This is a genomic window from Leeuwenhoekiella sp. MAR_2009_132, from assembly GCF_000687915.1.
GTDB lineage: Bacteria > Bacteroidota > Bacteroidia > Flavobacteriales > Flavobacteriaceae > Leeuwenhoekiella.
Genome location: NZ_JHZY01000004.1, coordinates 1006790 through 1023658, shown reverse-complemented (window position 1 = coordinate 1023658; position 16869 = coordinate 1006790). Strand labels below are relative to the sequence as shown.

Here is a 16869-nt window from a genome sequence, read left to right as displayed (position 1 = left end):
AACATTTACGATCATCAATCAAAAAATCAATCAATCATGTTTAAGAACTATATAAAAATTGCCTTTAGAAACCTTTTAAAACACAAAGGTTATTCTGCAATAAATATTTTTGGCCTTGCTCTGGGTATGGCGGTGACGCTTATGATAGGGTTGTGGGTTGCAGATGAACTCAATTACAACAATCATTTTGAAAACAAATCAAGATTGGCTCAGGTGTACCAGTCACAGACTTTTAATGGAACAACCCAAACCGGTCCTGCAATACCTCGTCCTTTAGAATTTGCACTTCGGGAAAACTTTAAATCTAAGTTTAAGCATCTAAGCATGGCATCGTGGTTAGATAGTAGAAATTTTAATTATGAAGAAACTGCAATCTCACTTGAGGGCTATTCGGTACAGCCCGAATTTACCCAGATGATCAACCTTAAAATTTTACAGGGAGATACCGCTGCCTTAAAATCGTCTAACGCAATAATGCTTTCACAAACTGCTGCTAAAACGATGTTTGGCTCCCAGAATGCAATGGGTAAAATCATTCAGGTAAATGATATTGACACCATGATTGTGAGTGCGGTTTATGAAGATATTCCTGAAGGAAATGAGTTTAGTGATATGGAATATCTGATGCCCTGGTCGCTTTATGTAAACAAAGATTGGATTAAATCTTCGGTAGATCAATGGGGAAACAACTCGTTTCAATTATTTGTAGAGCTTGCAGATGATGTAGATTTAGCAAGTGCAAGTGCTGCAATTGCTACGGTCAAAAAAGAGAGCGATGCAGGGGTAGCTCCGTTCAATCCGCAGTTGTTTTTATTTCCTATGAGGGAGTGGCACTTGTATTCTAATTTTGAAGATGGTGTACAAACTGGTGGTCGTATTGAAAATGTGTGGCTTTTTGGAATAATTGGTGCATTTGTGTTGCTTTTGGCGTGTATAAATTTTATGAATCTGGCGACTGCCCGAAGTGAAAAACGCGCCATCGAGGTAGGAATACGTAAAACAATAGGTTCTACAAAAAACCAACTTGTAAAGCAATTTTTAAGCGAATCATTTCTTGTGGTAATTCTGGCTTGTATTCTGGCGCTGGGCATTACTCTACTTTTTCTAAAGCCCTTTAACACACTTGCAGATAAAGCAATTGCATTTCCCTGGAGCAATCTAACATTCTGGGGTGTGGTTTTAGTTTTTATAGTCGTGACAGCATTAATTTCGGGAAGTTACCCTGCTTTGTATTTGTCATCCTTCAAGCCTATAAAAGTTTTAAAAGGAACCTTTAAAGTGGGTAAACTGGCTACGCTTCCGCGGAAAATACTTGTGGTGACCCAATTTAGTGTTTCGGCAGCTTTGATAATTGGGACACTCATTGTAATGGCGCAGATTGAATTCAGTAAAAACAGACCTATAGGCTACACCACCGAAAATCTGATCCAAATCCCGGTAATGAGCAATCAATATTTAGGTAAAAGTGATATGATGCGCAACCGGTTTAAAGAATCTGGCGCTGTGGTAGAAATGGCCACATCAAGTAGCCCTACAACTGAGGTATGGTCTAACCAAAGCGGCTATGGATGGGAAGGGAAGCCCGAAGGTTTTCAGGAAGACCTTGCGTTTACCCAGATATCCTATGAATTTGTAGAGACACTAAACATTAAAATGGCTTCTGGACGCGGATTTTCACGGGAGTTTCCTACAGACTCTACCGCGGTAATTCTGAATGAGTCTGCAGTAGCTTATATGGGCCTTCAGGATCCTGTAGGGAAATACCTTACACAAGGTAGTAATGAAGGCGGAATGCGTAACCTGCAAATTATAGGCGTAATGAAAGATATGGTCGTGCAATCGCCTTATGAACCCGTGAAACAGGCGATTTATATGTTTGATGGGTCTAATAATGCCAGTTACTGGAATCTGCGCCTGAATCCCAAAAACAGCATACGTGAAAATTTAGCGACGGTAGAAAAAGTCTTTAAAGAACACTTCCCCAATGCCCTGTTTCATTATGATTTTATTGATCAGGTATATGCAAAAAAGTTTTCTGAAGAAGATCGTATTGCGAGTCTGGCCAAAGTATTTACAGTACTTGCAATTATAATAAGTTGTCTCGGTTTATTTGGATTAGCCTCTTTTGTAGCAGAGCAACGTACTAAGGAAATAGGAGTGCGTAAGGTATTGGGCGCATCAGTTGCTAATCTCTGGCTGCTGCTGTCTAAAGACTTTTTGTTATTGGTAATGATAGCCCTTCTTATTGCAGCTCCCGTTTCCTATTATTTAATGCGACAATGGGTTCAGAAATTTACCTACCATACAGAGATTTCGATATGGATTTTTGTTGCAGCGGGTGCAGGAGCGCTGGCAATAACATTACTTACTGTAAGTTTTCAGGCTATAAAAGCGGCACTCGCAAACCCCGTAAAATCATTAAGAACAGAATAATTTGTGCATCAAGAACCTTTCTAAAACCTAATGAAAAGTTATTCAGTAAAACCAGTTAATTTAATTTAAAAACCAATAATCATGCTTTTACAACTCAATCATATTTACAAATGGGTAAAACAAGGAGGAAGGCGCGTATTTCTGCTTAACGATGTAAGCCTTGAAGTAGAAGAAGGCGCGTTTTTGAGCATTATGGGACCTTCGGGTTCCGGTAAATCTACGTTGCTAAATGTTATTGGGATGTTAGATGAATTTCAGGAAGGAGAATATAATTTTCTAAACGAATCTGTACATACTCTCAAAGAAAAACACCGGGCTAATCTGTACAAAGAATACATCGGTTTTGTGTTTCAGGCATATCATCTTATTGATGAATTAACGGTTTACGAGAATATTGAAACGCCACTTCTGTATAAAAACATTAAGAGCACAGAGCGTAAAGCACTGGTGGCAGATATGCTTGACCGATTTAATATTGTGGGTAAGAAAGATTTATTTCCCAGTCAGTTAAGCGGTGGTCAACAACAATTGGTAGGTATAGCGCGAGCACTGGTTGCAAAGCCAAAACTAATACTTGCAGATGAGCCTACAGGTAACCTCAACTCCAAGCAGGGGGACGAGATTATGCAGTTATTTAAAGAATTAAATGAGGAAGGAGTTACTATAATTCAGGCTACGCACTCTGAAGCAAATGCTGCTTACGGTAATCGTATAGTTAATCTGCTTGACGGTAGTAAAGTAAAAGCGTAATAAAAATCTAACAAGTCTACATACTCGTTGCTGTATTGATAAACCTATAAAAAACTGATTTCATTTATAATATAAGAGCCTTTTAAATGCGCACAACGTATTTAAAAGGCTCTTTCAGTAATTGATACTATGTAAATTCTATATTAAGTATTAGGTCTTTTTTGTTAAAAAAAGTGCTGCTCAAGCTATGGCTTTACACGATTGATTCTACACTGCATTATAAGAAATTCACATTTTTTGATACTTAAATTTTAGTATATGTCTAAAAATTAGTAGGATATGTAAATTATTTATAATTATATTTAGATTGCCTTTTAGAGTTTGCAACTTGAGGTATGCGCAAACTGTTAATGAATGCATAACAATTAAGTAAAACGTTTTACTCGAAAAAGCGATTATTTAGCGGTCTCAAAAGGGCTATATCAAAATATCTAATTATGTAACAAAACTCCATTAAAATGCAGTTGTTTTTAAGCTGCTCAACGTAAGCATTAGCATTGTCCAACCAATCTCTTAACTATGAATTTTAATATTAAAAATACGATAAACAATACCCTTGTGTTCGCTGCAATGGTATGTGTTTCTTATCTAACTCACGCGAAATCAACAAACGCCAATTTATTCTCAAAAGCAGTATTAAAATATACGGTTGCAGTACCTGTACAAAAAACAATTACTGGTACGGTAACAGATAATAGTGGAGTTTTACTTCCGGGAGCTTCCGTACAGATAAAAGGAACTTCAAAAGGTGTTACTACAGATTTTGATGGGGTTTTTAGTCTTGAAGCCAGTGCAGGGGATGTACTTGAGGTTTCTTATGTAGGATTTAAAACCAGTCAGATCACTGTAGGTGCAGCATCTCAATATAGCGTTCAGCTTGAAGCTAATACTTCTGAGCTTGATGAGGTTTTGGTAGTAGGTTATGGTACTCAGAAAAAATCTGACTTAACCGGGTCTGTAAGTTCGGTAGTGGCAGATGATTTTAACAAAGGAGTCGTTTCTAACCCCGGTAACTTATTACAGGGTAAGGTATCTGGTCTTAACGTCACCAATACCAGTGGTGAACCCGGTGCAGGTCAGGATATTATCATACGTGGTGTAGGTACCTTACGTTCGGGTACATCTCCGCTTTATGTAGTAGATGGTTTTGTACTCGATAACTCTGCAAATGGAGTGCCTACAAACCCATTAAACTTTATAAATACGCAGGATATTGAGTCTATAAACGTTTTAAAAGATGCATCTGCAGCAGCTATTTATGGTTCGCGTGCTGCAAACGGTGTTGTTGTAATTACTACTAAAAAAGGGAAGTCTGGTAGAACCCAAATGAATTTAACTGCATCTACCGCTATTGCCAGCATCGCAAATAAAATAGATGTTTTTTCTGCTGACGAGTTTAGGCAGATTGTTCCTCAAATAGGTGGAAGCTTAAGTGATAATGGTGGTAATACAGATTGGCAGGATGAGCTTACTCGTACTGCAATCACACATACTGTAAACTTCTCGATGAGTGGTGGTACACCTAATACCTCTTACTTTGCATCTGTAGGAGTTAATGATCAGGAAGGGGTTTTGAACAACAGTAATTTAAAGCGCTATTCTGCCCGTGCTAATGTTTCTCAGAAGGGTTTAGATGATCGTCTTAAGGTAGACTTTAATCTTACCGCTACTCGTACCGAAAATGAGCGCCCTAATACGTTTACGATGATAAACGGTATGCTTCAGTTAAATCCTACGACACCGGCTTATACAAACGGTGAGCCTACAGTTTTTGGTACCGGAGTAAACCCGTTAATTATTGAAAATATCTACGGTGATTTTTCAGAAAATAACAGAATGATCGCCAATATCGCGCCATCACTCGAGATTATAGAAGGCCTTACCTATAAATTAAATCTGGGTGTAGACTATTCTAAAACAGATCGTGATGTACAATTTATACCGTATTCTGCAGATCCTGATTATGCGTTAGGATCTATAAGTACCAGTTTTACATCAAATAAAAACACCCTAGTAGAAAACACCCTGAACTACACGAAAGATTTTGGAGAGCATAATATAAGCTTGTTAGCAGGACACTCCTATCAGAAATTTTTTATTCAGTCAAAAGGATTTTACTTTTCTAACTTCCCGGATAATGGTATCGAACCCAGATATCAGTTAGGAGAAGCACGCGGGGAAGATGCTACCCAGTATTCTAATGCGACCAGTAATGAATTGCAATCGTTTTTTGGGAGAGTAAATTATACCTACGCAGATAAATATCTGGTAACGGCAACGCTCAGATCTGATGGTTCTACTAAGTTTGGTGAGAATAACCGTTATGCAACTTTTCCCTCTTTAGCTTTTGGGTGGAATATATTTAAAGAAGAATTTATGGCTACCTCGGGCTTTAATAACCTAAAACTGCGTGCGAGTTGGGGTAAATCTGGTAATCAGGAAATTCCTTCAAAGCAAACGCGTTTAAGCTATGGAGAGAGTTTTGAAGACAATGACATTTACCCGCTAGACGACGCTGTTACCAGTCGTGAAGATTACCCATACGGATTAGTATTTGCACGTACTGCAAACCCAGATTTGCAGTGGGAAGAAACGACACAGACAAACATAGGTTTAGATTTTGGGTTTCTAGATTACAAACTAAGCGGTTCTGTAGATTACTTCATGAAAGAGACTAATGATGTGCTTTTATATTTCTCTACTCAAGATCCTATTGATGAGGTAGGTTATAAATGGCAAAATATACCGGGGATGAAAATTAAAAACAGCGGTCTGGAGTTTGCCTTAGATTATCAAAGTGACCGAACCCGCGACTTCTCGTATAACATAGGAGGAAACTTCTCCTATATTAAAAATGAAATTACAGATTCACCTTTTACTATCGTAACGACAGGAGCAGCAAGTGGAGGTGGCCAGACGGGAGCGACTATTAATGGGTATATGAATAATAAACCTATCGGTAATTTTTTCTTACGTGAATTTAACGGTATTGGCGAAGATGGTTTTAGCAGCTTTACAGATGTAAATGGAGATGGACAAATAGACGATAGTGACCGTATTTCTGCAGGAAGTGCTGTACCTGATGTGATCTATGCATTTTACTTAAAATTTAAATACAAAAACTTTGATTTAGGATTCAATTTTAATGGGGTAAGTGGTAACAAAATTTACAACCACACCCGTATGAATCTGTTTAATATCACGCAGATCGCAAACTCTCTGAATACAACAGATCAGGCAATTGAGTTTCCGGGAGAAGATATTAATAACTCTAATACGGTTTCAACACGATATCTTGAAGATGGTAGCTTTTTACGCCTAAACAACGCAACACTAGCTTACAATTTAGATCCTCAGGTTATAGGAATGGGTAAATGGATTAACGGAATTAATCTTTCGGTTACGGGTCAAAATTTATTTGTTATTACAGAGTATACCGGCTTTGATCCTGAGCTAAATACAGGAAGCTCTGGCGATTCTAAATCTTATGGTATTGATTATTTCACCTACCCAAAGCCACAAACTTTTGTTTTTGGTCTTAACGTATCCTTTTAATTTTAAAACAGCATAAAATGAGACATAGCATACTTACATTCCTAGTTGGGCTAAGTGCCTTAACGTTCTGTAATTGTACAGATCTGGAAGAAGAAATTTTAGATGAGTCCCTTAATGGTACAGACGGTTTAGTAGAACCTATATCAGGATCGCTGGCTGCTGCCTATGGTATTTTACCACAAACATTTAGACATACGCGTTATTTTGGGTTGCAGGAAATAGCATCAGACGAGGCTATTTTACCTCCGCGTACCGGGTTAGGTGGTACACAATGGGCAGATAATGATACCTATACCACAGCGCATAGGCATTTAATGTCATCGAGCAATAGCTTAGTAAGTGATTCCTGGGGTTACCTTACAACCGCTTTATTTAGAACGGTTGCCGCAATAGATGTATTAACGCCGCTGGCGGAAAGTGGAGACGCAGAAGCAGTACAGGCCCTAGCCGAAATGCGTGCATTACGTGCTTATGAAAACATGCTTTTCTTAGACAGTTGGGGAATTGCCTTTAAAAAAGAAGGTACTTCACAAACCTCAGAAATTATACGTGGGGCAGATGCCGTTGCCTATATCGAATCAGAATTTTTAGCGGTAGTAGATACAATCAATACAGACAAAGGTCCCGGGCGTATGACCCGTGATGCGGTTTATGGCTTTTTAGCAAAGTTATATTTAAATGCAGCCGTTTACAGAGATCCTTATGGTACACCTGCTTTTACTGAAGCAGATATGAATAAAGTAGTAACGTACACTGGTAATATTATTAATGGAGGCGGTTTTTCTCTTTCACCAGAGTATTTTGATCTTTTTAATGATGAAAACCATACCAATTCTGAGCTGATTTTTGCCCTTGATTTACGCGGTGTTTTAGACAGCGATCATAACCGCTGGGCATACTGGTCTATGTCTGGATCGTTGTTTCCGAGACCGGGAGATAAATATTTAAGCATGGATGGTACAGACGGTCCTGCGGCAACTCCAGATTTTTATCAAACCTGGTTAGATGCCTATGGCAGCGTAGATCCTGCAGAAGCAGATGCCCGTTTTTACCAGAAAAATGCAATGGTACCAGAAAATCTGGAAGATATATCTGGTCTTACACCATATAGTAAAGATACTTTAGGACTTAAGACAGATAAGGATCATTACTTCTTAGCTGGAGCTGATTTTGAGATTGACCGCGGCATCATACGGGGTACGATGTGGGCTCCGCGTAAAGAGAAATTTAGATCGGGTAACTTTCTGACTGGCACAGATGGCTCTGGGCAAACAAAATTCCGTATTTATCCTTTAGCCGAAGCACGTGAGAATGGTTCAGATCTGGAAGATATTACCTATTACGTAAATCATACACTAGACATTAGCATTCAAAATCAAAACAGCTATGCAGGCGGCTACCGTTTTTCTAAGTGGCAGTTTAGCAAGACTTCTCCTAACGGAAATGACTATAGCGATGTTGATCTGGTACTTTTACGTCTTGCTGAAGTATATCTAATGCGTGCTGAAGCATATCTAAGGTTAAACAATAATGCAGCAGCGCTGGCAGATGTAAATACCGTAAGAGCTTCAAGAACTGCACGTCCATCGCAAACTCCACCGGCTTTAAGTTCGATTAGTTTAGAGACTTTATTTAGAGAGCGAGGTTTTGAGTTTTATTGGGAAATGACACGTCGTACAGATCAAATACGTTTCGGAAAATATGAAGACAGCTGGACGTCAAAAACAGATACTGATGTAAATCACCGTTTGTTTCCTATACCGCAAACAGCAATAGATGGTGCTTCAAATACGCCTGGATATTTAGAACAAAACAGAGGATATTAAGTATAAAATAGAATTATAATTTAACGGTAAGAGGTCACTCTTACCGTTAGTTATTTAAATTAAAATATGAGAAATAGTTTTAGTATGGGCCTTTTAGGTCTGGGAATCGTGGCATTGCAAAGTTGTGCGTCAAAATCTGCAGTAGTAACCCCACAAGAAGACGCACCTTTAAGTGTTATTTTAATGATAGGTGATGGGATGGGAATTCCGCAGGTATCAAGTGCTTTTTATTTTGGAGAAGAAGCTTCAAATTTTGAGCGTTTTGAAGATATAGGATTACACCGCTCGTATTCGGTAAGTCATTTAATTACAGATTCTGCGGCAGGAGCCACTGCTTTTTCCACGGGTGAAAAGACCTATAAACGGGCAATAGGCGTTTCAAAAGATACTATTCCGCAAGAAACAATACTTGAGCATTTAAAAGATAAAGGGTATCAAACGGGTCTAATCTCGCTTACGTCTATTACACATGCGACACCGGCTTCCTTTTATGCCCACGTAAAAGATCGGGATCTGCACGAAGACATTGCTGAACAATTAGTGACTTCAGATATTGATTTTCTAGCAGGTGGTGGGCGTAAATTTTTCAGTCAGCGTAGTGATAAACAAGCCCTGTTTAATACGTTATTAGCACGCAATTACAACTTAGATACCTTGAGTTTAAGCAAACCGGTAGTTTCAAAACGCAATGCTTTTATTATCGAAGATGAGGGCCTTCCGTCTAAAATACAGGGAAGAGGAGATTTTTTGAAAGAAGCAAGTTTAACTGCGCTCGATTATTTTGATACTAACAACAAACCTTTTTTCTTGATGATAGAAGGCTCCTACATAGATTGGGGTGGTCATGATAAAAATGCGGAAATGATGATTCAGGAAGTGGCAGATTTTGATAAAACTATAGGTGCGGTTTTAGACTATGTGGCTACACACCCTAATACCTTATTAGTGGTTACTGCAGATCACGAGACCGGTGGTGCGAGCATAGGTAAATATTATGATGTTAATGAAGAAACGGGAGAAAAGACCGAAGTGCCTCAAAAAGTAGCGGTTTATTTTATTACAGACCAACACAGCGGGGAGCTAATTCCTGTATTTGCAAAAGGTAAAGGCTCTGAAAAATTTAGAGGTATTTATCAAAATAGTGCGATTTATCACAAGATTCTTGATGCGATAAACACCAAGTAATAGAACCTATGAAGCTCTTTATTGTTGTAATTTTTTGGTTGGTTCTAACGGGCTGCAATGCTCAGCGTCAGCCGGAATATTCTGTGCATGCTCACAATGATTATGTTCATGAATTTCCGTTTTGGGAATCTTATATCGCCGGGGCTGCATCTATTGAAGCTGATGTTTTTTTAGAAAATGGAACCCTTTTAGTAGCCCATACTAAAGACGAATTAAATCCTGAAAATACCCTGCAAAGCTTATATATAGAGCCTGTTTTTCAGCTGATTCAAACGTCTAAATTACGCAAGCTCACGCTTCTAATTGACATCAAGACTGAAGCAGAATCTACACTTCAGAATTTGATACATACATTGCGTATTTACCCTCAATTAACAGCTTCAGATAGGCTGACTATTGTTGTTTCCGGAAACCGGCCTCCTGCAGCTGACTATGCTAAATATCCTGATTTTATTAAGTTTGATCACCAGCGTTTAGATGATTTAGACACGATTAATCTAGACAAAGTAGCGATGCTGAGTGTAAATTTTAAAAATCACTCGGTATGGAATGGTCTGGGAAGACCTGTAGAACAGGAGTTGGCAGTACTTTTAGAATTAATAGATAAAGCCCACGCACTCAATAAACCCTTGCGATTTTGGGGAAGTCCAGATACTAAAACAGCCTGGTCTTCTTTAGCAAAAATGGGAGTAGATTTTATAAATACAGATCATCCTGTTGAAGCAGTTTCGTTTTTAAATACATTAGATAAAAACACTTACGTTAATGCACAGCAGGTTGAGGTATATATTCCTGCATTTGATTTTGATTACAAAGCCAAACCTACTAATATAATTCTGATGATAGGCGATGGTAATGGTCTGGCGCAAATTACTGCGGCACAAATTGCTGACCAGGGTGAATTGACTTGGACACAATTAAATGATATAGGCTTTTTAAAAACGGCATCTTCAGATGATTTAATTACAGATTCTGCAGCGGGAGCAACGGCTATAGCAACCGGTTTTAAGACACACAACCGGGCGATAGGGGTTGATGCTTCAGATAAAGCGGTAACAAATATCACAGAAATTTTAGGTAAAAGAGGATATAATACGGCATTAATATCTACAGATGCAATTGATGGCGCCACACCGGCTTCATTTTATGCACATCGCAAGGAGCGCGATGATTCTAAAGGGATTTTGAGTGATTTAGAAACGGCTGAGCTTCAGTTTTTTATTGCCGGAGGTAGGGCTAAAGCAGCCTCAATCCCTGCTTCTTACCGTATAAAAACAATTGACCAACTAACCAATTTAAGGGAAAAGTCGGCTGTTTTTATAGGAGAAAACAAAGTGCCTTCTATTGCTAACGGCAGAGGTGATTTATTAAAACAAAGTGTGCAAAAAGCACTTAATGTTTTAGAGAAAGACGAAAAGCCCTTCTTCCTGATGATTGAAGCTGCGCAGATAGACAGTAACGGGCATACCCATTCTGCCAGTGGTATTGTACAGGAGATGCTTGACTTTGATACTGCAATTGCCGAAGTTTTAAAATATGCTGATGCCTCAAAAAATACACTGGTTATAATCACTGCAGATCATGAGACATCAGGTCTGGGTATTGTAGGAGGTGAACTAAAACAAGGTGGGGTACAGGCAAATTTTTTAACAACAGATCATACGGGGATCATGGTTCCTGTTTTTTCTTATGGACCACAAGCTCAAAATTTTAGAGGAGTTTTTGAAAATAACCAACTGTTCTATAAAATGCTAAAAGCTGTAGAAAATTAAAACTATTAAAATACCATAAAACCAAAAACCCATCACGATGGGTTTTTTTGGTTTATAAGAAATCGCCATTAATCTATTTTAAATAATTATATGCTTACCGCGAAGTATGATAAAAGTCATTTTATAAAGCGTTTTACAAGGCTACATTTGATGAAGCTGGTTTGAGGTTTGCACGGTTTTAATACTTTGTAAATGAGTAAGCTAGGTTAAATTTCACAAATCACTTAAATAACTAGTATGAAAGCACTTGTATATCATGGACCCGGAAAAAAATCATGGGAAGAGAAATCAAAACCCGTATTAATTAAACCCACAGATGCTATCGTAAAGATTAGTAAAACCACGATTTGTGGTACAGATTTACATATCATGAAAGGTGATGTTGCTACTGTTACAGATGGTCGTATCATAGGACATGAGGGTGTGGGTATTATTGAAGAGGTAGGTAAATCTGTAAGTGCATTTAAAAAAGGAGATCACGTTTTGATTTCGTGTATTACTTCTTGCGGAAAATGTGCAAATTGTAGAAAAGCAATGTATTCTCATTGCGAAGATGGTGGCTGGATTCTGGGTAATTTAATAGACGGTACGCAGGCTGAATACGTGCGTATTCCTCATGCAGATAACAGTTTATATCCTATTCCTGAAGGAGCAGATGAAGAAGCTTTAGTAATGCTGAGTGATATTTTACCTACAGGTTTTGAATGTGGCGTTTTAAAAGGCGAGGTTAAACCGGGTGATAGCATAGCCATTGTAGGTGCCGGTCCCATAGGTATGGCCGCTTTATTAACCGCTCAGTTTTTTAGTCCGGCGATGCTTATTATGATTGATCTTGATGAGAACCGTCTGGAGGCCGCTAAAACTTTTGGCGCAACCCATACCGTTAACAGTGCAGGTGGTCACGCACTAAAAAAAGTGATGGAGCTCACTCAAAATAAAGGCGTAGATACCGCGATTGAAGCAGTAGGTATTCCCGTTACCTTCGAACTGTGTACCCAGATCGTTGCAGCCGGTGGTCACGTAGCAAATATAGGAGTTCACGGTACAAAAGTAGATTTGCATTTAGAGACCTTGTGGTCCCAAAACATAACAATTACAACACGTTTGGTAGATACCGTGAGTACACCTATGCTTTTTAAAAATGTACAATCTGGTAAGCTTAATCCCAGCCAACTCATTACACACAGGTTTAAGTTGGCAGATATACTAGAAGCTTATGAAACCTTTGGTAATGCTGCTGAGGAAAAAGCATTGAAGGTTATACTAAGTAACTAAGCAATTAATTTAATACAGTACGAGCACCAAATTTATTTGGTGCTTTTTGTTTTTTAAAATGGAAAATATAGCTCTTATCATCTTATGTGCGTTTCTGTCTGGGAGTACCCTATTTATTGGCGCAGGTTTAGCCTATTTTTTTGAAAAATGGTTTAAGAAAGGAGCTTTAAAAGTTCAGATTATACATACCTCAATCGCATTTGGTGGTGGGATTCTTATTGCTGCCGTGGCCTTAGTATTAATTCCTAAAGGAATGGAAGCCTTACCGGTAATACCTATGGCGGCACTCTTTCTGGGTGGCGCCGTGTTCTTTTTCTTTTTAGACAGATACCTTGAAAAAAAAGGAGGGGCATTCTCGCAGGTCATGGCAATGCTTCTTGATTATATACCCGAAGCGATGGCGCTGGGAGCCGTTTTTAGTGCAGATCGAAATATGGGGTTTCTACTGGCGTTGTATATAGGAATTCAAAATTTACCCGAATCATTTAATGCCTTTTTAGAAATGCGTACGGGAGGATATTCTTCAAAAAAGAGATTAATACTGTTTTTGATTTTGAGCTTTTTGGGAATTGCAGCATCGGTGAGTGGCTATTATTTGCTTAGCGATCATCCTAAAGGAACAGCTGCTTTAATGCTCTTCTCAAGTGGCGGAATTATCTATCTAATCTTTCAGGATATTGCACCTATGTCTAAAATAAATAAAAACTGGCTTCCTGCATTGGGAGCCAGTCTGGGTTTCTTATTTGGGATGATAGGTCTTAAAATAATGGGATAACAAACAGCGTTTTTCATTAAATTGAAAAGAATCTGTTGGGCTATTCATGCAGCACTAAAAACGGAATATCTGTATGATAACTCATTTGCTCAACTAAAGGAGTAAACAGTAAAAGCTGAAAGAAATTGAGGTTTTTTGCTACCATCGCAATCAGATTAATAGATTCACTGTTTATAAACTGTTGCAGTGCAACTTCAATTTTAGGCTGTGTGAGTGTGTGAAAGTGATGCGTATGATCTTCCAGATAAGCGTTTAAATATTCTTTGTGCTCGAGTTGTCGGTTTGTAAGCTGCGCGTTGTCTTTCTTAATATTTAAAATAGCTAAAGAGGCTTGTTGTGTTTCAAGAATTTCAAGAAGCGTATTAATCACCGTCGTCGTGAAATTCATATTAAAGTCTGTAGGGAATGCAATTTTAGAAATCATTTCAAATTTTGCATTTTCAGGAACAACAAGAATAGGGCATTTTACCTTAGTGATTACATCTCCTGTATTGCTTCCTACGGCGACTTCTTTAAAGCCAGAAGCACCTTTAGTTCCCATAACGATATAGTCTATTTTTTTTTGAATGACTTGTTCTCTTATGGCATCTAATAAGAATAATTGCTCGTAAACAGGGAAAAAGTGATGCTTTTTATTGCGTTTAAGCACTTTGATCTCATCAACACACAATTCTAAATCAAGCGGCATTCCCTGGCTTAGCATAGGTGCAAGTTCATTTGTAAAATCTACGCCCATCTCGTTAGTAAGAGCGGTCTGGGTAACGTGCAGTATATAAAAATTGCACTCTTGATTTCTAAAGAAATCTAAGGCATACAGCACTGCATTTCTGGAGTTTTTAGAAAAATCTGTTGGGATAAGAATATTTTTCATGACACGTACATTCAAAATTTTAATGTAAATGTAATGGGCTGGTTTAAAGGCGAAAATGACAAAAGTCATTTTACATAATAATCAAGAGTAAGAGGCACTAATTTTAAATGATTTTCTCGAGAGCCTCAAGGTTTAGAATGCTAATATTTCGACCCTTCATTTCTATTAAATCCTGTTTTTTAAATTCTGAAAGCGTACGTATAAGGCTTTCTTTTGCGATACCGGCGACATTTGCGAGATCATAGCGACTTATGGTAATGGTTCCGTCGGGATTTTTTTGAAGAATTTTAGCAAACTGTAAAATGGTGTGTGCCGTTTTACGCTTCATAGAGCTGTAGGCCATTTGCAACAATTGATCTTTAAGATCTGAAAGATTTGTAGTTAATAAGTTTACAAGTTCTAAGGCCACATTTTGATTACGCTCTAGAATACTTTTTAGATCACTTTTAGAAACGGCAGCAAGTTGCGTTTCTTCCATAGCAATTGCGCTGTCGTGATGGGAAAGGTTTTCGGTAAATGATGTAAAACCTACAAAATCGTCTGCTTTGTAAAGCGCAGTAGTGAGCTCTTTACCATTTTCTTCCATGCGGTATGTTTTTAGAACACCTTTAAGAATGAGGTATATTTTATTTGAAGGTTCACCTTCAGCAAAAATTAAATCCCCTTTGTTATACGATAATAATTCGCCTTCATCATCAAAGAAATTTTTGAGTTCGTTGAGGTTTTTAAACCGGTCTTCGAGTAGTTCTTCCTGGGGTGCAGGAGCTGTTTTTTCAGCAAGAAGTTGTGCTTTAGCTAGGCGGCTGCTAATGGCGTTTATGAGTTCTTCTTCTTCGTAAGGTTTAGTAAGATAATCGTCTGCACCCAGATTCATACCCTGGCGTATTTCTTTATGTTCAGTTTTTGCTGAAAGAAAAATAAAAGGAATGTGACTGGTGTTTTCATTTTCAGAAAGTGTTTTAAGCACCCCATAACCGTCTATTTCAGGCATCATAATGTCACATATTATTAAGTCAGGAAGAAGATCTAGGGCTATCTTAATTCCTAATCTTCCGTTTGCAGCGCTGGTTACTTTAAACTTGTGAAGCTCTAGAATTTCCTGTGTGTTTTCGCGCACAACCAGATCATCTTCAATAAGTAGTAGGTGTTTCATTTAGGTTGTTTCTAACGGAATTTCTATAGTAAAGCAACTTCCCTGAGGGTTACTGGTAAAGCTGATGCTGCCATTCAGATTTTCGAGGTGACTCTTTAAAATGTTAAGTCCTATGCCGGTTCCTTGGTTAGTAAGAGCATTTTCGGCTCTAAAGTAGCGCTGAAAAATAAATTTTTGTTCCTCAAGCGGAATCCCAATTCCCTGATCTTTCACCGAAATCTGCAAGCGGTCTTTATGTGCTTCAGTTTTAATTTTAATTTGTGTATGCTCTGGAGAATATTTTATAGCGTTGTTAATAAGATTAGAAATAGCCAGCTCCAATATTTTCTCATCAAAGGTAATTAGGTACTCATCTACATGCTCGGGGTATTTGATATTTTGCCCTTCTTTTAATAACATATTGGCGTCATAAACTACCTCGTTAATGACTTTACTAAGCGGGAAAACGCTCATTTTATAATTTACTTTCCCGGTTTCTAAGCGTTCAATAGAGAGAAAATCATTTAGGATATTATCAAGATATTTAATCTTGTTTTTGATGATTTTTAAGTGTTTATCCCGTTTATCTTGCTGCTCGGTTAACGTGTAACGTTCGGCAAGTATAGCTGAAGAAAGCATCCCGGTAAGCGGTGTTTTGAATTCGTGAGAAACCAGCGATAAAAATTTTGTTTTGAGTTCGCCAAGATCCCGTTCTTTTTGCAGTGACGTTTTCATACGCTCTTCTGCTTCCTGTCTTAAGATTGCTTCTTCCTGAAGTTTTAATACTGTGTCTTCAAGTTGTTTTGTACGGGAAGAGATTTTCTTTTCCAGTTGTGAATTAAGGTCTAAAATTTCTTGCTGTTGGGCCTTACGCACGGTAATATCAATTACCAGTGCCATAACATAAATCTCGCCGTCTATTGTAAACGGGTTAAGTCCTGCTTCGACAGGAAAAAGCGAACCGTCTTTGCGCTTACCGTGTAAATCGCGACCGTGTCCCATTTGCCGTTTATCGCTATACTGCATAAATGCATCAACATGTTTGTCGTGCATGTGAAGGTATTTTTGCGGCACTAAAATATCTAGATGTTGTCCTACAAGTTCACTTTCGGCAAAGCCAAACATCTCATTCGCCGCTTCATTAGTCGCAATGATATGGTGTTTTTGATTTATCACTACAACCCCTTCAGAAACTGCCTGTGAGAGCAATGAAAATATATTGCTGTTTTTTGTGAATTCCTGCATACTTCAAATGTACGCACTTAAATAAGGTAATATCCTTTAAAAAATACAAT

11 protein-coding genes are annotated in these 16869 nt (G+C 38.2%); 8 read left to right on the top strand and 3 right to left on the bottom strand.

Translation table 11 applies throughout. The features are described 5' to 3' along the window. Positions 1-36: 36 nt before the first annotated feature. The 8 genes from P164_RS12845 to P164_RS12810 all read left to right on the top strand — a co-directional run bounded on the left by P164_RS12845 (position 37) and on the right by P164_RS12810 (position 13571). Positions 37-2433: an ABC transporter permease gene (locus tag P164_RS12845; RefSeq protein ID WP_028376739.1), complete on the top strand. Its 2397-nt coding sequence runs from the start codon at positions 37-39 to the stop codon at positions 2431-2433. Positions 2434-2514: 81 nt separating this feature from the next. Further along, complete coding sequence (locus P164_RS12840; RefSeq protein WP_028376738.1) at positions 2515-3183, top strand: ABC transporter ATP-binding protein; 669 nt, start codon at positions 2515-2517, stop codon at positions 3181-3183. A gap of 519 nt (positions 3184-3702) precedes the next feature. Continuing rightward, the gene (locus tag P164_RS12835; RefSeq protein WP_028376737.1) at positions 3703-6738 is read left to right on the top strand and encodes a SusC/RagA family TonB-linked outer membrane protein; all 3036 of its coding nucleotides are present in this window, start codon (positions 3703-3705) and stop codon (positions 6736-6738) included. Between the two features lie 17 nt (positions 6739-6755). After that, positions 6756-8564 carry a RagB/SusD family nutrient uptake outer membrane protein gene (locus P164_RS12830; RefSeq protein ID WP_028376736.1) on the top strand — a complete coding sequence of 603 codons (1809 nt, stop codon included), beginning with the start codon at positions 6756-6758 and terminating at the stop codon, positions 8562-8564. Positions 8565-8630: 66 nt separating this feature from the next. Next, positions 8631-9749, top strand: coding sequence for an alkaline phosphatase (locus P164_RS12825; RefSeq protein ID WP_028376735.1), 1119 nt, complete (start codon positions 8631-8633; stop codon positions 9747-9749). 8 nt (positions 9750-9757) lie between these two features. Next, positions 9758-11521 carry an alkaline phosphatase gene (locus tag P164_RS12820; RefSeq protein WP_051621352.1) on the top strand — a complete coding sequence of 588 codons (1764 nt, stop codon included), beginning with the start codon at positions 9758-9760 and terminating at the stop codon, positions 11519-11521. A gap of 237 nt (positions 11522-11758) precedes the next feature. After that, entirely contained in the window at positions 11759-12796 is a 1038-nt protein-coding gene (locus P164_RS12815; protein WP_028376733.1) for a zinc-dependent alcohol dehydrogenase family protein, read from the top strand. A gap of 58 nt (positions 12797-12854) precedes the next feature. After that, positions 12855-13571, top strand: coding sequence for a ZIP family metal transporter (locus P164_RS12810; protein WP_028376732.1), 717 nt, complete (start codon positions 12855-12857; stop codon positions 13569-13571). A 40-nt stretch (positions 13572-13611) separates the two neighbouring features. Here the strand turns inward: P164_RS12810 and P164_RS12805 are convergent, their stop codons facing one another. The 3 genes from P164_RS12805 to P164_RS12795 all read right to left on the bottom strand — a co-directional run bounded on the left by P164_RS12805 (position 13612) and on the right by P164_RS12795 (position 16819). Next, positions 13612-14442, bottom strand: coding sequence for a universal stress protein (locus P164_RS12805; RefSeq protein WP_028376731.1), 831 nt, complete (start codon positions 14440-14442; stop codon positions 13612-13614). A 103-nt stretch (positions 14443-14545) separates the two neighbouring features. Continuing rightward, the gene (locus P164_RS12800; RefSeq protein ID WP_028376730.1) at positions 14546-15595 is read right to left on the bottom strand and encodes a response regulator; all 1050 of its coding nucleotides are present in this window, start codon (positions 15593-15595) and stop codon (positions 14546-14548) included. Next, positions 15596-16819: a PAS domain-containing sensor histidine kinase gene (locus P164_RS12795; RefSeq protein ID WP_028376729.1), complete on the bottom strand. Its 1224-nt coding sequence runs from the start codon at positions 16817-16819 to the stop codon at positions 15596-15598. Between the last annotated feature and the right edge of the window lie 50 nt (positions 16820-16869).